Genomic DNA, 21,711 nt, shown 5'->3' with positions numbered 1-21,711 from the left:
TGATAATTATTTGTCAAAAAATTATGCTTCGACACAAGTTCTCTATTTAAATAAAGAATTTTCTCTGATTTTTTTTCAAAATGAGAATTGCTGGGTTTTTCCCGACTGGTGAGTAGAACACAGCTTTGATGCCGAGTTTCTCCTAATCGCCATAAAAGTTCACCGTAGGATTCATAGCCTTCCCGGTAACAGCCTGTCTGCTTACCATGCTGCAACAGAGTATCAAAGTTATCTAAAATCAGCAAACAGCGAGATTTACGAAAAGACTCGATTAAACAGGTGATTTGCTCGTGAGGGTCAGCAGGTAATGCGATCGCCTGTTGATTGGAAAGGATTTTGATGCAGTCTGTCAGTTTGTCATGAAAAAAAGGTGCGTGTCGGAGCGATCGCCAAATCACATATTCAAATTCTCCCTGTAATTGTTCTGCCAATTTTACCGAGAGTGCGGTTTTGCCCATACCACCCATACCCAGCAGTGTCACCACACGAGAGCTATCGTCCACAATCCATTGACTCAAGGTTTCTAATTCAGTTGTCCGTCCATAGAAGTGGGAAACATCGATGGCCTCTCCCCAATCTATTTGAGGCGTGAAGGTTGGGGAGGTGTTTGTATCATTGGGCTGGTGTGCGGTTCGGTTTAGGACTCCGTGCAGATTATTCTTAGTAACTTTTTCATTTAAAGCTTGAGATAGCGATCGCCATAGTTGCGAACCAATATCTTTGATGTGACCTGGATCATAAGTGACTTCTCCCGCCATTTCTAGGTAAGTTTTCCCTTCCCAGGAGTAGCGAAATACAATCTCTTGCGCTCTCGTTAAGCGTCCCCGTTTCAATAATCGCTCAACGATTGCGATCGCTTCTTCAACCGTCATTTATTCGGTAGTAATACAGGCTAACTACAATATTCCCACGAGCAGCTTAATTTTTCCCAAAAATTTACGTAAATCTACCAAAAAGACCCGACCTTTTCCCGACCTTTTCCGACCGGCAAACTTTATACCTGGCAGTAGAGTATTTGGATAAGCAGTTCCAGCAGCTAGAAATACTCAAATAAGAATTTTTAAATCTTTGAAAAAACCATGCAGCCACTGAACATCAATACTGTCGTTCTTCGGTCTTTGATCTCCTTCGGAATTGTCGTGAGCAACCTGTATGCAATCAAGGTACTTCCGGCATCTGCTCAGTCCTCGACCGAGCGACTTGAGTGTATTAAAAAGTTTGCGGAATATTACTATAGCCGCCAAGGTGGAGACCTTAGCAGAAGTGATGCACTTGCAAAAGCAGAGCAAATCTGTGTTCAAGAAAGTAATAGGGATAACAGACAGCCTAACAACTGGGGCGTTCAACAGCAGCCTACGATTTTTGTTGTTCCTAATCCTGGTGTACAACAGCGTTCTCCTCAACAGTTTGCAGAATGTGTGAATCGGCAAATGTATACACAGAAGGAACTTTGTATCGATCCGTGGGGAAGTATCGATGAAACTTGTTTTTACAGAGGAAGAGGTGGAAAGAAAATTGTTCCAGAACCAACGGGTATAACTCTTGAACAAGCAAGTTCTACTTGCGGTGGCTAAAACTCGCATCTTGCATTACTCAGCCGAAAGGCAGGCTTTCTTGTCCACTCCACTTTTAAGATACGAGGTTGGGTGAGGTAAAGCGAAGCCTAACATTCATATTCTCCCATAACCCGATTATTTTGGGCGATCGCCTAGTTTACGGTGAAATATCGCCTTTTTTGATTTGCGATCGCACTTAAGTTATCGGGGTTTGGAAGCGGTGCGATCGGAGACAAAAGTTGGTTTTAAGTGTGATCGCTTTGATTATTGTCATTGCAATGGAAGTTTTAGAAGTTTCAGCATCACAACTTAGCAAGTTGCATATTACCAATCACAGTCAAAATTCTAGAAACATAAATCGACAAGGAATGAAAGAAATGGATAATAATTTAAAGCCGCCTCAAGCAAATAAAGGTGATATACAGGATTTATTCTTTCCAGGTAAGCCTCGCTGGTCTTCAAATACCATTACTTACAACTTTATGCCCGCGATTCCAGCGGTTTATATTCTGGGCGCACCAATAGATGCATTTTTGGATGGAGGTATTCCTGATCCAGTTAGTTTCAAAGCCTTTGATTCTCGTCAGAAGGCTGCTGCTGCTGAAGCACTCAATTTATGGGCTGAGGTTGCAGATATTCAATTTGTACAAAAGCCAGACAGTATTTTGAATCTAGGTGATTACGTCAATATTAATGCAATCAAACCTTATTTAGATATAGTTGGGCTATGGGGTGATTTTGCCAATAAAATAACGAAGTTCATAGAAAATACTTTTGGAACTCCGCTTGTTGATGGTGCTGATATCCGATTTGGATCTGCAAATATAACAGGTTCAGGAGGTTCGCTGCCGCCTTATAGTGCTGAAAGTGTTGGACGTGCTATTAATGATGCTTTGGTAGAATTTGTTGACCAGTACATCAAATCTATACCTATTATATCCAGCTTATCGTTGACTAATGATAACTCATCTTCTCTCAACTTCAGTGCATCTTTGGCTTTGCCAAATATTAGTTTACCTAAGCCTGACATTGATTTACCTGATATTGATTTACCTGATATTGATTTACCTGAACTTCCAAAAATACCGAATGCTTTTGATGTTATTTTGCAATTACCTGCACTCAAACTCAGTCCTTTTGGAGATGTTTGGTTAAATAAAAATAATGATGAAAACCAGCCTAAAAATATTGAAAAAAAAGGTTCTGATGGGTTCCTTACACTAACCCATGAAATTGGACACGCTCTAGGTCTGAAACATCCTGGAAACTATGATGCAGGAAATTCTCCTAGCCCTGGGCCATATTTGCCTAAAGAAAAGGATTCCATCCTATACAGCATCATGTCTTATGACTATAAAGATGCCGATCCCAATATCAACCGAATTAGAGATGTCCAGCCTCGAACTCCCATGCTCTATGACATCGCTGCCATTCAGTCGCTTTATGGTGCTAATTTCAAAACTCGTAGTGGTAATAATATTTACAAATATAATGATGTAACCCATCCCTTTATGGAGACAATTTGGGATGGTGGTGGTATTGATACCATTGATGCCTCAAAGCAATCAGAAGCATCTGAGATTAACTTAAACGCAGGCCAATTTAGTTCAATTGGTCCTATCAACACAACTACCTACACCAAAGATGGAAAAACATTCCATGACCCTCTAGAGAAATATAATCTAGCGATCGCCTTTGGAGTCACGATTGAAAATGCGATCAGTGGGAAAGGCAATGACACCTTAATTGGTAATGGTGTCAATAATATCCTTCAAGGTGGTGATGGAAATGATTACCTTGTTGGTGCAGATGGAGCCGATACCTTGAATGGAGGAAATGGTTTAGACACAGCTTCTTACTCCAACTCTAGTGCAGGAGTGTCAGTAGACTTGACCAAGGGTATAGGTATTAGAGGAGATGCTCAGGGAGATATACTTCAGTCTATTGAAAATGTGGAAGGTTCAGCCTTTGCAGATAATTTGACTGGTAACGCATACAACAATCTCCTCGTAGGTTTGGGTGGTAATGATGTTCTGAGAGGTAAAGCTGGCAATGACACTCTCAATGGTGGTCTAGGCAATGATAGCCTCTATGGTGAAAGCGGGAATGACTTCCTCTATGGCGATTATGGCAATGATCAGTTAGCAGGTGGCGATAATAACGACCAACTCTACGGGGGTATAGACAATGACACTCTCAGTGGTGAGCTAGGGAATGACACACTCTATGGTGAAGGCGGGAATGACTTCCTCTATGGCGATGCTGGCGATGACGAACTAACAGGTGGTGATGACACCGACCAGCTATACGGAGGTATAGACAATGACACTCTATATGGTGGTGCAGGAAATGACAAACTCTTTGGCGAAGGCGGAAATGACTCTCTCTATGGTGATGCTGGCAATGACAACCTAGAAGGTGGTGCTGGCAGCGACAAACTTTACGGGGGTATAGACAATGACACTCTCAATGGCGGTGAGGAGAATGACACACTCTCCGGTGAAGGCGGGAATGACTTCCTCTATGGCGATGCTGGCGATGACGAACTAAGCGGGGGTGACGACAGCGATCGCCTCTACGGAGGTATAGACAATGACCATCTTTATGGCGGTGCGGGGAATGATAACCTCTTCGGCGAAGACGGCTATGACCTAATTGACGGTGATGCTGGCAATGACGAGCTAGTGGGCGGGGCTGAGACTGATAGTCTATACGGCGGGGCTGATGCTGACACTCTATACGGCGGTGCTGACAATGATAAGCTGTTTGGGGATGCTGGCAACGACCTACTGCTGGGAGAAGCAGGCAATGACCTAATTGACGGTGGCACTGAAATCGATACCGTCAGCTACGACAACTCCCCCAGTGGTCTAGTTGTAAATATTGATGAAGCACAGAACTACCAAAATTCCGGCGGAACTTTCCACACAAGCATAGTTACAACCAGCCTCATACCTACCGACACAGAACCAAACTTTACGATGGCAGCAGGCACAGCTAAAGATGGCTTTGGCACTACAGATACCCTACAAAATCTAGAAAATATCATCGGTTCTGGATTTGATGATGTTTTAATTGGCAACAGCCTAGATAACCGCATCTCCGGCTTAGTTGGGAATGACCTGTTAGTTGGCAATGCTGGCAATGATTCCCTTGACGGAGGCGATGGCATTGATACCGTTAGTTATCGCCGCGATCCTAGTTCAGTTAAAGTCAACTTAGAGCAAAACTATGCTAAGGATGGCTTTGGCGGTACTGACCAAATCTTTAATGTTGAAAATGTTATCGGTTCTGCCTTCAATGATGAAATCATCGGCGATATCCAAGTCAATATTATTCACGCTGGAAATGGCGATGATGTTGTTAACGCCAGAAATGGCAACGACATCATTTTTGGCGAGGGTGGTAAAGACACTCTCTCTGGCGAAAACGGTGACGATTTCCTCGTTGGCGGTACGGATGCCGATAATCTCAATGGCGGAGATGGCAATGATACGGCCTCCTATTTCACCTCAACAACACCTGTATCTGTTAGTCTCACAACGGGTACTGGTTGGGCTGGAGATGCCAAAGGCGATCGCCTCCAAGCCATCGAAAACCTCGAAGGTTCAGAATTTGAAGATTTACTCTTCGGCGACGCTGGCAAGAATATCCTCAGTGGCTTGGGTGGCAATGACCTAATTTACGGTGAAGCTGGCGACGATTTGCTCGATGGCGGCACAGGAAGCGATCGCCTTTACGGTGGAGACGGTAACGATCAACTCTACGGTCAAGCCGATGAAGACCTCCTCAAAGGTGAAACTGGTAATGACAACCTGAATGGAGGAGACGGCAACGATCAACTCTACGGTCAAGACGGCAGAGACACCTTAAATGGCGATGCTGGCAATGACTATCTCGAAGGTGGCACAGGCGATGACCTCCTTTATGGCAACAATGGCAATGACCAACTTTATGGTCAGGAAGGCGATGACTATCTCCAAGGTGACACAGGCAATGACCTCCTCGATGGCGGCATAGGCAAGGACTACCTCAATGGAGGAGACGGAGACGATCAACTTTATGGTCAATCCGATAAAGATACCCTAAATGGCGGGTTAGGTAATGACCTGCTAGATGGCGGTGACGGTAATGACCGACTCAATGGCGACGACGGTAACGATCGCCTCTACGGTCAAGCTGGTAATGACACCCTAGATGGCGGGTTAGGTAATGACCTCGTAGATGGAGGTGATAGTAATGACCTACTTTATGGCGACGAAGGTAACGATCAACTTTACGGTCAAGCCGGTGATGACTACCTTGAAGGTGGAGCCGGAAATGACGCTCTCTACGGAGGTACTGGTATAGATTTCCTCTTAGGGCAAGTGGGTGATGACTACCTTGATGGTGGATCGGGCGATGACACACTCAATGGCAACGAAGGCAGCGATCGCCTTTACGGTCAACAAGGTGATGACCTACTTAACGGCAATACTGGCGATGACTACCTTGATGGCGGGTTAGACAATGACGAACTCAATGGTAATGAAGGTAACGATCGCCTCTACGGTCAGCAAGGTTACGATATCCTGGATGGTGGCACTGGCGCTGACTTCCTCGATGGTGGGACTGAAGATGACTATCTCTATGGCAGAGATGGTAGCGATCGCCTTTACGGTCAAGCAGGTCAGGACTATCTTGATGGCGGTAATGACGATGACCGTCTTGAAGGGGGTACAGGTGATGACCAACTCTTCGGGCAGCAAGGGCGTGACTACCTCGATGGTGGCATCGGCGACGACTTCCTCTATGGGGGTGATGATGCTGATAAGCTATTAGGACAGACTGGCAATGACTACTTAGATGGTGGTTCTGGTGCCGATCAATTAGATGGTGGCGACGGCAACGACCAACTATATGGTGGAGATGGCAATGACATTCTTGATGGCAGTGTTGGCAATGATTACCTTGAAGGTGGATTGGGCGATGACCAACTGATTGGGGGCATAGGTAATGATTACCTTTACGGTCAAGACGGTAGCGACACCCTCAATGGCGGCGCTGATAATGACAACTTATATGGTGGAGTCGGTGATGACAATCTCTTGGGAGGCGATGGTAACGATCTCCTCTCTGGTCAAGAAGGGAACGACATCCTTAATGCGGGTGCTGGTGATGATTACCTAGAAGGTGGGTTAGGCAATGACCAAATCCTAGGCGGCGAGGGCAACGATCAACTCTACGGTGGCGCAGACAACGATATTCTTGATGGTGGCGCTGATAATGACTACCTAGAGGGTGGATTGGGCGATGACCAACTCATAGGCGGCGAGGGTGACGACCAGTTATTTGGTCAAGAAGGTAACGATACTCTTTATGGAGGCAGTGGTAATGACAACCTTCAGGGTGGCGACAATGCCGATATCCTGAAAGGAGAGGAAGGAGATGATTATCTCTTTGGTAATGACGGCGACGACCAACTCTACGGTGGTGCTGGTAACAACTCGTTAGATGGTGGTGCTGGTAACGATGTACTTTATGCCGATATCCCCCAAGCACAGGGCGGATATAATTATCTCTTCGGTAATGACGGTAAGGAGCCAATCTACAACAGGGGTGGCAACGACTATTTTACAGGTGGCGGTGACAATATCCTGAATGGTGGAACTGGTGAAGATACATTGTACGGCGGTAGTGGTCGTGATATGTTTGTGCTGGCAAGCGAGTCTGGAAGTGACACCATTTTCAACTTTACGGTCGGTAGCGATTACCTGGGTTTAATGAGTGGTCTGACCTTTGAACAGATCAGCATTACTCAAGGCACTGCTAGTAATACCAACGATACTCTAATCAGTAAACAAGATGGTGAACTCTTAGCTACACTCATTGGAGTACAAGCCAATACCCTTAGTCTGTGGGATTTCAGTAATCTAGGATGATAATTATTGTCCGTTCGCTGACTTGCAAAGTGTAAGAGAGAATTATAGGTAATGGAATAGGGGCGCACAGATGTGCGCCCCTATTCCATTACAGTCGATCGATTATCTTGGCATTATCTGGCAGCTTAGCATCTCTTTGCCCAGCAGTCCGCGCCCTCGCTGTGAACAAACCAATGGGGGTATTTAATAAATCTACAAGGGTGGCTTGACCTGTGATGCCTGCGACGGGCTGCGCGATCGCCTTTTTAATATCCCTTGGTATTTCTTTCAATAACCAACGTACCAAACGATAGCCGTATTCTTTGGGTGTCATCTCTCGCATCAAATCGACACCGTGCAGTTCGTGTAGATAGCGATTTGAGCGTCCATAGCGCCGCCATTGACTTTGAAGTTCTTTGAGTGTAGCGCGGTGGCGGTGCTGAACGATCGCATTTGGGGCAAATTCTAAACGCCCGATGTTTTCCCCCAAAATCCGCCAGCAAATATCGGCATCGCCACCAGTGGTAAGATAGGGACGAAATAAACCCGCTTTTTCTAAGGCGATGCGTCGAATCGCCAAATTAGCTGTTTGTCCATAGGGACGAAAGGCATGGTTAAGGGTGTGCTTTTGCGACAAAGTTTCTTCACGGTCTGCGTGTTGTTCTAGCAGAGTTGTGCCTGGTAATGCCAAAATTTCCCCAGCGACAACTACCACTTCTTTATTGACAAAAGGCTGAATTAATGCATCTAACCATTGCGGTTGTGGACGACAATCTGCATCAGTAAAAACGATAATTTCACCCGTAGCAGCGCGAATTCCAGTATTCCGAGCAGCGTAAGAGCTTTGAATTTGGTTCTCACTCAAAGGGCGAATTGTAATTGGGTAATTTTCGGCAGATGTTTTCAGGATGGTGAGAGTGCGATCGCTACTGTTATTGTCCACCAACAAGTACTCTACCCGGTCTTTTGGGTAAGTTTGAGACAACAGACAATTGATTAACTCTGGTAAATCTGCCTCACCGTTATAAATAGGAACAACCACCGACACCATTGCTAAAAAGCTGGTGGCGGTGGTTGCATCAACTGGCTGATGATTCATAAATCTGAGATTTGGGAGATTGGATTACTAGCTAGTATTCCCAAACCAAAATCCTAGAACGGTATATTAAGCAGTTTTCGTAACTCCATAAATTTGGATTTGGGAATACTACTATATAAACACCTGGTAAGAAATCATTTGCCTCAATCTAAAATTTCAAGCTATCGGCGCGGCTCATAGGACGAGTGGGCTGATTTGCTGGCGGCTGGGCAAAGTTGTTATTTGATAGAATTGCGATCGCACGGGCATATTGCGGATCGCTCTTAGTTCCGATTAAATCTGGATTAGAAGCTAATTGCCGCTCTTGTGCCTCTGTTAAGTCTAGCTTGATATCTGGGGCAATGCCTTTATGGTTAATATCTGTTCCCGCCGGGGTGTAGTAATGGGCAATGGTGACAGCCAAGCCGGAACCATCTGCAAGTTCGTGAACTGACTGCACTAGGGCTTTACCAAAGGTTTGACCACCTACGACTACCGCCCGCTTATTATCCTTGAGTGCCCCTGTGAGGATTTCGCTAGCACTAGCTGAATTTCCATCTACTAGGACTGCTAAAGGACGATTTGTTAAAGCAGTGCGATTGGCTTTAGTTTCTTCAGTACCGCCTACACGATCTACTGTCTTGACAATTCCGCCGTTGTCATACCACATGCGAGCGATTTCAATGCTAGCTTGCAACAACCCGCCAGGATTTCCCCGTAAATCTAGGACATAAGAATCAACTTTCTTGCTGTTCAAATCGCGGATAGCTCGTTGCATTTGATCTGCGGCATGAGCGCTAAATTCCCGCAAACGGATATAACCGACGCGACGATTTCCTTCTTGTCTGAGGGTATAACGTACCGTTGGCACTTCAATACTTGCTCTCGTTAGCTTCACTTCAAAGGTATTTTGTCCGGCTCGTCCCAGCTTTAGCTTGATGGGACTACCTGCTTTGCCGCGAATTAACTTGGAAGCGTCATCTACTTTCATTTTGAGAGTGGATTTGCCATCAACTGCCAAAATTTCATCGCCTGCTTTGATCCCAGCTTTCAGTGCTGGAGAATTTTCTATGGCTTCGACGACAGTGAGGCGCTGAGTTTTTTCGTTTACTTCCATCCGAACGCCAATACCAGAGACTTCACCAGATGTTTGGCTAGTCAAGGCTTCAAACTGTTTGGGATCCATGAATCGAGTGTAAGGATCTCCCAACTTTTGTAAAGCTTCGCGGATGGCAGTGTATGCTTCTTCCCGCGAAGAATAGTCTTTGCTCAACAGGCTTTGCCTGGTTGCTTGCCAATCTTGTTGATTAAATTTGCCATCAACATACTCATGATTCACCAGTTGCCACACTTGGTCAACTATCACTTTCGGGCTGTCTTGTAGGGCTAGAGCGGCACGGACATCACGAGTCCAAGCAGGGCCGAACACAGACATCGTAGCAGTTGTGGCGATCGCTCCACCAATCAAGGCTACTTGGAGCGGTGAGTAACTTTTCGCAGATTGGTTCATGTATATTAGCTGGAATAATTGTGTTGTTGACAGTTTAGCAATCAGGCTTTCCAGAAAATTTTAAGTTTTTATACCCCAAACTAAGCTATGCTCTCTTCATCATTTTTATCGTTGAATGATGCCGAAAATACTGCATTATTAACAACCATTTCTCAGTTTGTTAGCTGTCTCCGGAAGGCTATACTGAACATGTGACACTTTAATTAGCGTCATGTCTGTACTGATTCATTACTTTTATAAGATAGCACTTCGATCGCTTAATTGCAGCACTCTTAGAGAGCTATTAAATCAGGTTTTATTTCCGAAGTCATGAAACGTAAATTTACCATCAAATCGTTAATTTCTATTAAAAAAAAAATTGCTAATCTGTGGCAACTGTTACAAAAACTAACTGGTGTATTGTACTTTGTCTTGGGATCTTGGCTGATTTTTACTACTATAACCTTAGTTTTTGCTTCTTCACAGCCAGTAGATGCCTTCTTGGTGCTTGGTGGCAGTATTCGTCGAGAAACTTATGTTGCCCAATTAGCAAAACAATACCCGCAAACCCCAATTTTAATTTCTCATGGTTCCCCAGATCCTTGTATATGGTTAATTTTTCAGTCAGAACTAACAGAGTTAAAAAACGTTTGGTTAGAAAAGTGTGCGAATTCTACCTTTGAAAATTTTTATTATGATATTCCAATTTTGCAGCATTGGGGAGTGCATAAAGTCATGTTGATTACTTCGCCAAGTCATTTACCCAGAGCCTTATGGATGGCACAGATTCTTTTGGGCGCTCATGGTATTTGGGTAGAGCCACAGATTGTTGAGGAATTGGGTGTTCCTGGTAATAATGAATCTTGGCGCAAAACTGGATTAGATTTAACCCGCAGCCTATTGTGGGCGATTTTAAGTCAAATTATTCAACCACAATGCTCAAATGTGACAAGACTTACTCAAGTAGATATGCAAGCTTGGGAGCATAAAGGTTTTCATTGTGAACACCAAGGGGGGTTGAGGAGATAAGGAGAGTTAATGTGAAAGTTCCCAATCTTGCAGCATCAAAATAGCATCTCTATATAAAGATAAATCCACCTTGTGAACTTCTATTCCTTGTCCGATTCCTTGTAGAAGAGTGATTGTCAATTTTCCTCCCAAGTGTTCGCGAAACTCCGTAAGCCCCCTAAATATACAATGGGGATGGTCAAGTCGATCTAATTGTTCTGTCAGTGCTGATACGTATAAGTTAAAGCCCAATTTACTGAGTGTAGTCATAACCATTTGCCACTCAGATTGCAATAGTTGCCCTGTTAAATATGAATAGGTTGTATCTAAAGCAATGCCGATCGCTACAGCTTCACCGTGACGTAAGCTGTAATTAGTTAAATGCTCTAGTTTGTGAGCAGCCCAGTGTCCAAAATCCAAAGGACGCGATGAACCCATTTCAAAAGGATCGCCGCTACCAGCAATATGCTCTAAATGTAACTGCGAACAGCGATAGATCAGCCTTTCCATTATGTCCATATCTCGATTAGCCAATTTATCGGCGTTAGTCATAATGAAATCGAAGAAGTCTGCATCTTTAATCAGCGCGACTTTTACCGCTTCTGCAATACCCGATCGCCAATCTCGATCGTCAAGGCTAGTAAGAAAATTAAAGTCATTCAATACAGCATAAGGTGGCATGAATGTACCCAAAAAGTTTTTCTTGCCAAAGGCATTGATTCCGTTTTTTACTCCTACGCCCGAATCGTTTTGCCCTAATACTGTTGTTGGTACTCGTAGCAGCCGAATTCCTCGGTGAGCCGTTGTTGCTGCGTATCCTACCATGTCTAGCACGGCTCCACCTCCAATTGCTAAGACGTAGGAGTGACGGCACAATCCAGCTGCATTGATTCGCTGATGAATTTGCTCTATAAATCTAGTATCGTTTTTGACTGCTTCTCCACCCGGAACTACCATCGGCTCACCAGCCAAAGCGATCGCATCTCCATAACATTGGGCGTAAACTAATAATTTTTCTAGCAATCTATCCTGAGAGTGTAAAAATCCTCCATCTACTACTACTAGCAATTGTTTTGGGGTTGTCTCTCCTTCTGCTGCAATCACTTGTGCGAGTAAAGGATTATCTAACTGAAACAGACCTTTAGTGAAGTGAACATTATAATTAAAGGTGACGCAGATCCGTTGATTAATTGGTTGTAGAGTCAGAGCGGTTTTTTGTTGAATAGCCATTGGGATATTAGAAGTTTTTAACTAACTGTAAATAGAGGCAATAGGATTAAATTTGACAGCAAAACAACACAATAATTAAATTGACAACTTCGATGTATAAATAACTTATCAAAATATTATAAATACTAATAAATATGTATTTTAAATAACTTCACCATAGTTTTGACAAAGTTAAAAATAACATTATTTTCTAATTTGATTAATGTCTAGATTTTCTATCTGAGTTGGCAATAGATATTATCATTACATAAAAATTCTAAAGTTTTTACGTAAGATAAATTTCAGATTTATCTAATCAAAATTATATCTTTACAATATCTTCTTTAAAGTTAGGAGGTTTTTATGGATTCGGTGAAGTTCTGGTATTAGTAGTATATTATCTAGCTGTTGTCATCACAAACTATCAAGTTTAGTGGTAAATTTTATACTTAGTTGTCATAAAAAAGTTGGACAACTTCTCCTGAAATTCATCATGAGTAAAGTAAACAAGTTACTGCATCACTGGCTGTTAAAGTCTGTTTCAGAGAAAGCTTTTGCTTGGCTGGAACAGAAGCAGACACAGATTGCTAGCGGCGCTGCTGAGAGAGTTTTTTTCACGGCATTTAGTGCTGTGCCGCGTTATCTAGGTAAACAGGATTTGCAGCTAACATTCCAGGACTTGGAATCAGCACAGGACGCGATTCCAGGTTGGTATCCTGGTAATTGGAGTGTAGATCAAGCGGGTCGCACACTCTTGCTTCTAGCTTTGCCCCACGATGATACTGAGGGCTATGTGCGAGTCTCCTTTGGAGAGGCTACGCCAACGCTCGATCAAGTCTTCTCCACTGCCGATATGGGGGAGTTAGTTGCCCTGTATCAAAGTTTGTCCTTATTACCACATCCCGAGTTACATCGCCATCGCGCTGCTGAGGGAATTCGCAGCAATATGAGTAATGTATTCCAAGCCATAGCCCTACGTAATCCTTATCCAGCCGATTATTTAGATAATGCTGCTTGGAATCAGATGGTGCTGAAGGCTGTGTTTGTCGGCAGTCCTTTGCATCTAATTTGGGGACTGGATCAGCGTGCTAACCCAGAATTGGCGAGGATGTTGGTAGACTATGCCCATGAACGTTGGGCAGCTAAACGTTCAGTTACGCCAGAACTTTGGCGATCCGTAGGGCGGTTTGCAGATAGCGCCATCATCACAGATTTGGAAAAAGTACTAGCTAGTGGAGATACAGACGAGCAACAAGCAGCAGCATTAGCTTGTGCTGAGTCTCCTTTACCCCAAGCACAAGCATTACTTTCTCGTTACCCAGATTTACAGTCATCCATTCAACAAGGTAATCTGACTTGGAGCAGTTTTAGCCACAAATGAGTAGGGAGCAGAGGGAAAAGAGGTAATTTTTAATTCTTCCCAATTCCCAATGCCCAATGCCCAATGCCCAATGCCCAATTATTAAACCACACCATGATGTTTATCGATCCTCACATTCACATGTGTTCCCGTACTACTTACGATTATTTAGTAATGCGGGAATATGGCATTGTTGCCGTTATTGAACCAGCTTTTTGGTTAGGACAACCGCGAACCAACGCGGGTACATTTAAAGACTACTTCAGTAGTCTTGTGGGCTGGGAAAGATTTCGTGCTAGTCAGTTTGGCATCCAACATTACTGTACAATCGGTCTAAATCCAAAAGAAGCTAACAATGAGGCATTAGCAGCAGAAGTTATAGAACTGCTACCACTTTTTGCCTGTAAAGAAGGAGTTGTGGCCATTGGCGAAATTGGCTATGACGACATGACAGAAGCAGAAGATAAGTACTTTTGTCAACAGTTAGCATTAGCCAAAGAACTCGATATGTTGGTACTAATTCATACTCCCCACCGCAACAAGAAAGCGGGTGCGATTCAGAGTATGGAACGCTGTATTGAATATGGCTTAGACCCATCACAAGTAATTATCGATCACAACAACGAGGAAACTGTTGAAGAAGTATTAGGAAGAGGTTTTTGGGCGGCTTTCACAATTTATCCACAAACGAAGATGGGTAACGCCAGAATGGTAGAAGTTGTCCGTAAGTATGGATGCGTTAGCGTAGCGGGACACGATAGTGTTCGTCGCATCATTGTAGATAGTAGTGCTGATTGGGGTATTAGCGATCCTTTGGCAGTTCCGAAAACGGCTCAGTTAATGTTAGATAGGGGCATTCCTGAAGAACACGTGCGAGCAGTTTGTTATGAAAACGCTCTAGCTGCTTACAGTCAAACTGGACAGATGAAAGCATCAGACTGGCTTAATCCCCAATCTGTCGATCAGCGTCAGTTGTTTAGTGGTAATTCTGTGTTGCGGGGACAGGAACCAGGAATCAAATCAGTTTCAGATTATGTGTTGATTGAATAAGAAATTGGGATTGGGGTATGGGGGATTGTAAAAGATATTTCTATCTTAATTTTAAGAAATTAGTAGGCATGGAGGCAGATAAGTGAATGTTGCAAGCTTAAATTTTCAAGGCTGGCGGGGTTATCTGGAATTAATGCGTCCTGCTAATATTGTTACTGCTTGGGCGGATATTCTTGTTGGCTTTGCAGCTTCTGGCTCTGGGATTATTTTTGCTAAATTAATCAATGGAGAAGCAAGTTTTACCATATTAATTCCATTAGTTTGGTTGTTGTTAGCTACAACTAGTTTATATGGTGGTGGTATAGTTTTTAATGATGTTTTCGATGCTGAATTAGATGCAAAAGAGCGACCAGATAGAGCAATTCCCAGTGGTCGCGTATCTCGTCAAAATGCTACTTTATTGGGGAGTATACTGTTTGCAATCGGCATTATAGCTGCTTTTCAAGTATCGTTGTTGAGTGCTGCGATCGCTACATTCATCATTCTTTCATGCCTCCTGTATGATTCACTCGCCAAACATCATCCTTTTTTCGGCCCTTTAAATATGGGTTTGTGTCGTGGCAGTAACTTATTATTAGGTGTAAGTGCTGTACCAGAAATAATAGGAGAACGTTGGTATTTAGCAGTGATTCCTATTCTTTATATTGCTGCTATCACCGCAATTAGTCAGGGTGAAGTTCACGGAGGTAAGAAGATTACAGGAGTACTTGCATTACTTCTAATTGCAATAGTTTTGACAGCAGTTTTAGCTTTAGGATTGTTAAAAGAGTATACAGCGATCGCAGCCCTACCATTCGCTATTTTATTAGCTATCAGAATATTGCCTAACTTTATCAAAGCAGCGCGAGAACCAATAGCTGAAAATATCCGAAATGCTGTCAAAATAGGCGTTTTATCTCTAATAGTATTAGATGCAACCGTTGCATCTGGTTTTGCTGGTTTGTATTACGGTTTGTTAGTTCTAATTTTGCTACCAATTTCTATGAAACTAGCAAAAATATTTGCCGTAACTTAAGTTTAAATATACATCCCATAAATAGGCTGTAGGGACGCATATCTCTATGAATGTGTGATAGGTATTTTGTGAAATTTTATAAGCTAAACACAACAGATTCTCAGCATATATAGGGCATAAGCTAGAAAATGAAAATTACAAAAGACAGCAACTTTCATTTAACTTATTGCAGCAATATTCATCCTGGTGAAAGCTGGCTAGAGGTTTTCGCCAATTTAGAAAAGTATATTCCTGAACTCAAGTCACGTTTATCACCTACCGAAGCTTTTGGTATTGGCTTGAGATTAGCAGATATTGCCGCAAAAGAACTTTTAGAAAGTAATAATTTAGCTCAATTTCAAGCATGGCTGAACCAGCATAATTTATATGTTTTCACCTTAAATGGATTCCCTTATGGCGGATTTCATCGACAGGTTGTAAAAGACCAAGTTTATAGACCAGATTGGTCTACACAAGAACGGGTAAATTATACATTAAACTTGGCAGAAATTTTAGCTACTCTGTTACCAGAAGGACTAGATGGCGGAATTTCTACACTGCCATTATCCTATAAACCTTGGTGGAAAAAAGACCAAGTAACTTTTGATACGGTTCTGAAACAGAGTTGTTTGAACATAGCATCAGTTGTAGTAGAGATGATTCGCATCCATGAAGAAACAGGAAAGATATTACATATTGATTTAGAACCTGAGCCTGATGGGTTAATTGAAAATACCTCAGAAGTAATTGATTTCTATCAAAATTGGTTATTGCCAATTGGTGGTAATTATTTATCAGAAAAGTTAAATGTTGAGCAGAATTTAGCAGAGACTAAAATGCTAGAACACGTTCGAGTTTGTTATGATACCTGCCATTTTTCAGTTGAATATGAGGAACCGCAATCTGTATTTGCGCGTTTGCAATCGGCAGGAATTAAGATTGGCAAAATTCAAATCAGTGCTGCAATTAAAGTACAAATACCTGCTGATGTTGAGAAGCGTAGTTTGATAGTTGAACGCTTACGTCCTTTTGCTGAATCTACTTATCTTCACCAGGTAATAGAACGTCGCAACGATGGTACACTCCATCACTATCCTGACTTAATAACTGCATTACCACATTTAGAGAAATCTCTAGCTGAAGAATGGCGGACTCACTTTCATGTCCCAATTTTTATTCATGATTATCAAATTTTGCAGTCTACGCAAGATGATATTGCAACTGTTTTAAATCTACTTAAAACAAACAATGCTTGCTCACATTTAGAAATTGAGACTTACACTTGGGATGTATTGCCATCAGAAATGAAGATAGATTTACTAACTTCTATTCAGCGTGAGTATGAGTGGGTATTAAAAGAATTTGCCGCCAATTAATAAGGAACTAAGTTTATGAAAAAAACAGTTATCCTAAATGTCGTGGGATTAACGCCCAGTTTACTAGGAGAAAACACGCCATTTTTATCTTCTTGGGCTACTAAAGGGCAAGTAGTTCCGATCAAAAAAGTTCTACCTGCGGTGACTTGTTCGGTTCAAGCTACTTATTTAACAGGAAAATTGCCTAACGAACATGGAATTGTCGCTAATGGTTGGTACTTTCGCGATGAATGTGAAGTGAAGTTTTGGCGGCAATCTAATAAGCTAGTTCAGGCTCCCAAAGTTTGGGAAATCGCTAAATCAATCGATCCAAATTTCACTTGTGCCAACCTTTTTTGGTGGTACAATATGTACTCTACAGCAGATTATGCGATTACGCCGCGCCCGATGTATCCCGCAGATGGGAGAAAATTACCTGATATTTATACCCATCCTGGTGATGTGCGATCGCAAATTCAATCTGATTTAGGAAATTTCCCTCTGTTCGATTTCTGGGGGCCAAAAACTTCCATTAGTTCTAGTCAATGGATTGCCAATTCTGCCAAATGGATTGAGGAACGTTACAGCCCGACATTATCACTAGTTTATTTACCACATTTAGATTACTGTCTACAAAAATTTGGTAACAATCAAACACAAATTCAAGCTGATATACGAGAAATTGATGCTGTTTGTGGTGATTTAATTAAATATTTTGAAGCACGCAATACTCAGGTAATTATTCTTTCTGAGTATGGCATTACGCCAGTTTCTAAAGCTGTGGATTTAAACCGCGTACTACGAGAAAATGGTCTAATTGCTATACGAGAAGAATTAGGGCGAGAACTGCTCGATTTTGGGGCTAGCATTGCCTTTGCTGTAGCCGATCATCAAATCGCTCATGTGTATGTGAACGATCGCGCGTATATCCCGAAAGTGCGATCGCTTTTAGAAGCGACTGAAGGCGTAGCGCAGGTATTGGATGAAGAGGGGAAACAAGCCTACCACCTCGATCATCCTAGATCGGGGGAGTTGGTAGCGATCGCACAATCTGACGCTTGGTTTACCTATTATTATTGGCTCGATGACGCAAAAGCGCCTGATTTTGCTAAAACTGTAGATATCCACCGCAAACCTGGTTACGATCCTGTAGAGCTTTTCCTCGATCCACAGATTAAATTTCCTCAAGGAAAAATTGCTCTCAAGTTACTGAAGAAACAACTGGGTTTTCGCTACTTAATGGATGTGATTCCTCTGGATGCTTCCCTCGTTCGTGGCTCTCACGGTAACGTTACTACTTCTCCATCTGAAGGGCCTCTATTTATCACCCACCAAACTGATTTAGTTAATGAACATCAAATTGAGGCGACAGATGTTTGTTCGTTGATTCTCAAACATTTAAATACCTGAAAGGTAGTATAGAGGCGATATATCATCTTTACATCTTAGTAAAATACAAAAAAAATTCCTTGTAATTCATAATCATATCGAGTATGCTTTATATATAAACTCATTATGACTATGAATTAGATTGTTCTATCAGTAGGTATCCATCTACTTACTAAAATGTACTGTGGGCAATCTGAGTAACTTACATGGAGAGCTTCTTTAATCATGACTGAACCCCAAAACTTGACAACTGCTGACGGTATTCCTGTTAGCGATAATCAGAACTCCCTGACGGCTGGAGCGCGTGGCCCTGTATTAATGCAGGATTTCCACCTCATAGAAAAACTGGCTCATTTCAACAGAGAACGTATTCCTGAAAGAGTTGTCCACGCTAAAGGTGCTGCTGCTCACGGTACTTTGACTATTACCAATGACATCAGCCGCTACAGTAAAGCCAAACTTTTTTCTGAAATTGGCAAGAAAACAGAACTTCTCTTGCGCTTTTCTACAGTCGGAGGAGAAAAAGGTTCAGCAGATGCCGAGCGCGACCCTAGAGGTTTTTCCCTCAAGTTTTATACTGAGGAGGGTAACTGGGATCTTGTAGGTAACAATACCCCTATTTTCTTCATCCGCGACCCTTTGAAGTTTCCTGATTTTATCCATACCCAGAAGCGCAATCCCCAAACCAATTGCAAAGATCAGAATGCAAAGTGGGATTTTTGGTCACTCAGTCCAGAATCGCTTCACCAAGTAACGATCCTCTTTTCAGATCGGGGAATTCCGAAAACCCATCGAAACATGGATGGTTTTGGTAGCCATACTTTTAGTTTAATTAATGCTCAGGGCGATCGCGTTTGGTGTAAATTTCACTTTAAGAATCTGCAAGGACATCAAACTTTGACTGAGGAAGAATCAGCCAAAGTCAAAGGCGAAGATCCCGATCATGCGACTCACGATCTGTTTGAAGCGATCGCTAAAAAAGATTATCCCAAATGGCGGATGTGCATTCAAGTGATGACCGAGGAGCAAGCCCAAAAACATCCTGATAATCCTTTTGACTTAACCAAAGTTTGGAAACAAGGGGAATATCCTTTAATTGAAGTCGGGATATTAGAGCTAAATCGTAACCCAGAGAATTATTTTGCCGAAGTAGAGCAAGCCGCTTTTAGCCCTAGTGCAGTAGTTCCTGGCATTAGTTTCTCTCCAGACAAAATGCTTCAAGCTCGCATCTTTTCTTACCCAGATGCTCAACGCTATCGCTTGGGTGGTAACTATCAGCAACTACCCGTCAACCAGCCCAAATGTCCAGTGATGCATTATCAGCGAGATGGCTTTATGGCATCGGGGAACAACCACGGTAGCGCTCCTAACTATGAACCCAATAGTGCTGAGGGTACGCCTAAAGAAAATCCGGCTTATGCAGAACCACCTAGTCATTTAGGCGATGTGACAGTCGATCGTTACAGTCATCGTGAAGGAAACGACGATTACACCCAAGCTGGTGATCTGTATCGGTTACTAACTCCTGAGCAGCAAGAGCGTCTTGCTCATAATATCGTTGGCAGTCTCTCTCAAGCAAGGGAAGACATCCAAATGCGCCAACTTTGCCACTTTTTCCGGGCAGATATTTCTTATGGTCGTCGTGTAGCTGAGGGGTTGGGCATTTCAATTGATCCCTCAATATTTTCTCATAATGCTCAACCTGTAGGTAACTGGTAGCCTTATCAATTTTGTGGGGTGGGCATCTTGCCCGCCCTAAAGCAAATTCATTTGATTAACTTACAAACTAAATTGAAGTAATTAAACATGAAATTAACAGCAACAGAAAAAGGCTTATTAATCCCTAAAGAACTATTAGGAGAAAACCAAGAGTTCGAGATTATTCAAGAAAATGGAAAAATTATTCTTACTAGCATTAAACAAACATATTCTATTTGGGATTTAGGTTCAAATCCTGTGGAGTGTGATGTAAAAGATGGTGCAATTAACCACGATCGCTATCTCTATAACCCGTTAACGGAGATAAAAGCCTCGTGAACGGAGCTAAAATACTCGTGAACGGAGCTAAAAGACTCGTTAACGGAGATAAAATACTCGTTAACGGAGATAAAATACTCGTTGACGGAGATAAAATACTCGTTAACGGAGATAAAAGCCTCGTGAACGGAGCTAAAATACTCGTTAACGGAGATAAAAGCCTCGTGAACGGAGCTAAAATACTCGTTAACGGAGATAAAATACTCGTTGACGGAGTTCAGAGGCTCATTAAGTAGATAAACAAAAATATTTACAGTTATTACGATCGCACCCTTCGCAAAGCATATCGTAGAGAAGTAGTTGTAGGCGTTGCGATCGCATTATTTCACTTCACTGCATTTGCAATGACATTGTGTAATTAATTATCTTGCCTACTTATTAGACTAGGATTTGAATCCCAGACGGGTAATGCAGTCGGTGCAGATTACCTAAATTAGTGAAACCAACGGGAGACAAAAGCAACTATTCTCCTGAATCAAGGCTGACGATTTTGCCGCAAGCCTTCCAGATTCTCACGAATGGTTATTGTATTGGGATGATTTGCTCCCAAACGTTTTTTAGCGATCGCCAAAGCTTCGATGTACAAAGGTTCGGCATCGCTGTACCTTCCCTGTGATTTGTAGAGTAATGCCAAATTGTTCAGGCTAGTTGCCACAGATGGGTGTTCATCCCCCAGCAGGCGTTTTTTCATCGCCAAAGCTTCGATGTACAAAGGTTCGGCATCGCTGTACCTTCCCTGTGAATCGTAGAGTAATGCCAAATTGTTCAGGCTAGTTGCCACATCTGGGTGTTCATCCCCCAGCAGGCGTTTTCTCATGGACAAAGCTTCGATGTACAAAGGTTCGGCATCGCTGTACCTTCCCTGTGAATTGTAGAGGAATGCCAAATTGTTCAGGCTAGTTGCCACATTTGGGTGTTCATCCCCCAGCAGGCGTTTTCTCATCGCCAAAGCTTCGATGTACAAAGGTTCGGCATCGCTGTACCTTCCCTGTGAATCGTAGAGTCCTGCCAAATTGTTCAGGCTAGTTGCCACATCTGGGTGTTCATCCCCCAGCAGGCGTTTACTCATGGACAAAGCTTCGATGTACAAAGGTTCGGCATCGCTGTACCTTCCCTGTGAATAGTAGAGGAATGCCAAATTGTTCAGGCTAGTTGCCACATCTGGGTGTTCATCCCCCAGCAGGCGTTTACTCATGGACAAAGCTTCGATGTACAAAGGTTCGGCATCGCTGTACCTTCCCTGTGAATTGTAGAGGAATGCCAAATTGTTCAGGCTACTTGCCACA

16 protein-coding genes are annotated in these 21,711 nt (G+C 42.8%); 11 read left to right on the top strand and 5 right to left on the bottom strand.

Annotated features, from left to right (window positions below; genetic code table 11):
• On the bottom strand, nt 1–872 hold an 872-nt coding region (locus tag V7K55_RS11530; RefSeq protein WP_334831298.1), incomplete at its 3' end, for an NB-ARC domain-containing protein.
• Nucleotides 873–1,079: 207 nt separating this feature from the next.
• Here V7K55_RS11530 and V7K55_RS11525 point away from each other — a divergent pair.
• Nucleotides 1,080–1,574 carry a hypothetical protein gene (locus tag V7K55_RS11525; protein ID WP_334831296.1) on the top strand — a complete coding sequence of 165 codons (495 nt, stop codon included), beginning with the start codon at nt 1,080–1,082 and terminating at the stop codon, nt 1,572–1,574.
• Between the two features lie 221 nt (nt 1,575–1,795).
• Nucleotides 1,796–7,477, top strand: coding sequence for a M10 family metallopeptidase C-terminal domain-containing protein (locus tag V7K55_RS11520; RefSeq protein WP_334831294.1), 5,682 nt, complete (start codon nt 1,796–1,798; stop codon nt 7,475–7,477).
• An 88-nt stretch (nt 7,478–7,565) separates the two neighbouring features.
• On the opposite strand, the gene V7K55_RS11515 is transcribed toward V7K55_RS11520, so the two are convergent.
• Together V7K55_RS11515 and ctpB are read right to left on the bottom strand one after the other, a co-directional pair.
• Nucleotides 7,566–8,555, bottom strand: a complete 990-nt coding sequence (locus V7K55_RS11515; RefSeq protein ID WP_334831292.1) for a glycosyltransferase — start codon at nt 8,553–8,555, stop codon at nt 7,566–7,568.
• Between the two features lie 148 nt (nt 8,556–8,703).
• Complete coding sequence (ctpB, locus tag V7K55_RS11510; RefSeq protein WP_334831290.1) at nt 8,704–10,044, bottom strand: carboxyl-terminal processing protease CtpB; 1,341 nt, start codon at nt 10,042–10,044, stop codon at nt 8,704–8,706.
• Between the two features lie 309 nt (nt 10,045–10,353).
• On the opposite strand from ctpB, the gene V7K55_RS11505 reads away from it, so the two are divergent.
• On the top strand, nt 10,354–11,052 hold the full coding sequence (locus V7K55_RS11505; protein ID WP_334831288.1) for a YdcF family protein: 699 nt from the start codon (nt 10,354–10,356) through the stop codon (nt 11,050–11,052).
• A gap of 6 nt (nt 11,053–11,058) precedes the next feature.
• On the opposite strand, the gene V7K55_RS11500 is transcribed toward V7K55_RS11505, so the two are convergent.
• Complete coding sequence (locus V7K55_RS11500; protein ID WP_334831286.1) at nt 11,059–12,261, bottom strand: 3-dehydroquinate synthase; 1,203 nt, start codon at nt 12,259–12,261, stop codon at nt 11,059–11,061.
• Between the two features lie 472 nt (nt 12,262–12,733).
• Between V7K55_RS11500 and V7K55_RS11495 the strand changes: the two genes are divergently transcribed.
• From V7K55_RS11495 to V7K55_RS11460, 8 genes are all read left to right on the top strand, one after another.
• Nucleotides 12,734–13,621: an EboA family metabolite traffic protein gene (locus V7K55_RS11495; RefSeq protein ID WP_334831284.1), complete on the top strand. Its 888-nt coding sequence runs from the start codon at nt 12,734–12,736 to the stop codon at nt 13,619–13,621.
• Nucleotides 13,622–13,684: 63 nt separating this feature from the next.
• A complete protein-coding gene (locus V7K55_RS11490) occupies nt 13,685–14,650 on the top strand; it encodes a TatD family hydrolase (protein ID WP_334831282.1) in 966 nt (321 codons plus the stop codon).
• Nucleotides 14,651–14,732: 82 nt separating this feature from the next.
• Nucleotides 14,733–15,665 carry a UbiA-like protein EboC gene (gene eboC, locus V7K55_RS11485; RefSeq protein WP_334831280.1) on the top strand — a complete coding sequence of 311 codons (933 nt, stop codon included), beginning with the start codon at nt 14,733–14,735 and terminating at the stop codon, nt 15,663–15,665.
• Nucleotides 15,666–15,793: 128 nt separating this feature from the next.
• The gene (gene eboE / locus V7K55_RS11480; protein ID WP_334831278.1) at nt 15,794–17,020 is read left to right on the top strand and encodes a metabolite traffic protein EboE; all 1,227 of its coding nucleotides are present in this window, start codon (nt 15,794–15,796) and stop codon (nt 17,018–17,020) included.
• Nucleotides 17,021–17,035: 15 nt separating this feature from the next.
• Nucleotides 17,036–18,409: an alkaline phosphatase family protein gene (locus tag V7K55_RS11475; RefSeq protein ID WP_334831276.1), complete on the top strand. Its 1,374-nt coding sequence runs from the start codon at nt 17,036–17,038 to the stop codon at nt 18,407–18,409.
• A 204-nt stretch (nt 18,410–18,613) separates the two neighbouring features.
• Nucleotides 18,614–20,107 carry a catalase gene (locus V7K55_RS11470; RefSeq protein WP_334831274.1) on the top strand — a complete coding sequence of 498 codons (1,494 nt, stop codon included), beginning with the start codon at nt 18,614–18,616 and terminating at the stop codon, nt 20,105–20,107.
• Nucleotides 20,108–20,194: 87 nt separating this feature from the next.
• Nucleotides 20,195–20,425 carry a hypothetical protein gene (locus V7K55_RS11465; RefSeq protein WP_334831272.1) on the top strand — a complete coding sequence of 77 codons (231 nt, stop codon included), beginning with the start codon at nt 20,195–20,197 and terminating at the stop codon, nt 20,423–20,425.
• Nucleotides 20,422–20,661, top strand: a complete 240-nt coding sequence (locus tag V7K55_RS11460; RefSeq protein ID WP_334831270.1) for a hypothetical protein — start codon at nt 20,422–20,424, stop codon at nt 20,659–20,661. Before V7K55_RS11465 ends, V7K55_RS11460 begins: the two co-directional genes overlap by 4 nt.
• A gap of 239 nt (nt 20,662–20,900) precedes the next feature.
• On the opposite strand, the gene V7K55_RS11455 is transcribed toward V7K55_RS11460, so the two are convergent.
• Nucleotides 20,901–21,711 (bottom strand): tetratricopeptide repeat protein (locus V7K55_RS11455; protein ID WP_334831268.1); only part of this gene is annotated, 811 nt, incomplete at its 5' end.

The sequence above is a fragment of the Nostoc sp. genome (assembly GCF_036919895.1).
Taxonomy (GTDB): domain Bacteria; phylum Cyanobacteriota; class Cyanobacteriia; order Cyanobacteriales; family Nostocaceae; genus Nostoc.
The sequence above is the reverse complement of the archived record's forward strand: the minus strand, read 5'-3'. Positions and strand labels throughout refer to the sequence as shown.

What these genes read in the sequence shown, in the direction of transcription:
- V7K55_RS11525 (WP_334831296.1), top strand. Translation starts at nt 1,080, where the DNA reads ATGCAGCCACTGAACATCAATACTGTCGTTCTTCGGTCTTTGATCTCC.
- V7K55_RS11515 (WP_334831292.1), bottom strand. Translation starts at nt 8,555, where the DNA reads ATGAATCATCAGCCAGTTGATGCAACCACCGCCACCAGCTTTTTAGCA.
- ctpB (WP_334831290.1), bottom strand. Translation starts at nt 10,044, where the DNA reads ATGAACCAATCTGCGAAAAGTTACTCACCGCTCCAAGTAGCCTTGATT.
- V7K55_RS11505 (WP_334831288.1), top strand. Translation starts at nt 10,354, where the DNA reads ATGAAACGTAAATTTACCATCAAATCGTTAATTTCTATTAAAAAAAAA.
- V7K55_RS11500 (WP_334831286.1), bottom strand. Translation starts at nt 12,261, where the DNA reads ATGGCTATTCAACAAAAAACCGCTCTGACTCTACAACCAATTAATCAA.
- V7K55_RS11495 (WP_334831284.1), top strand. Translation starts at nt 12,734, where the DNA reads ATGAGTAAAGTAAACAAGTTACTGCATCACTGGCTGTTAAAGTCTGTT.
- V7K55_RS11490 (WP_334831282.1), top strand. Translation starts at nt 13,685, where the DNA reads ATGCCCAATGCCCAATTATTAAACCACACCATGATGTTTATCGATCCT.
- eboE (WP_334831278.1), top strand. Translation starts at nt 15,794, where the DNA reads ATGAAAATTACAAAAGACAGCAACTTTCATTTAACTTATTGCAGCAAT.
- V7K55_RS11475 (WP_334831276.1), top strand. Translation starts at nt 17,036, where the DNA reads ATGAAAAAAACAGTTATCCTAAATGTCGTGGGATTAACGCCCAGTTTA.
- V7K55_RS11470 (WP_334831274.1), top strand. Translation starts at nt 18,614, where the DNA reads ATGACTGAACCCCAAAACTTGACAACTGCTGACGGTATTCCTGTTAGC.
- V7K55_RS11465 (WP_334831272.1), top strand. Translation starts at nt 20,195, where the DNA reads ATGAAATTAACAGCAACAGAAAAAGGCTTATTAATCCCTAAAGAACTA.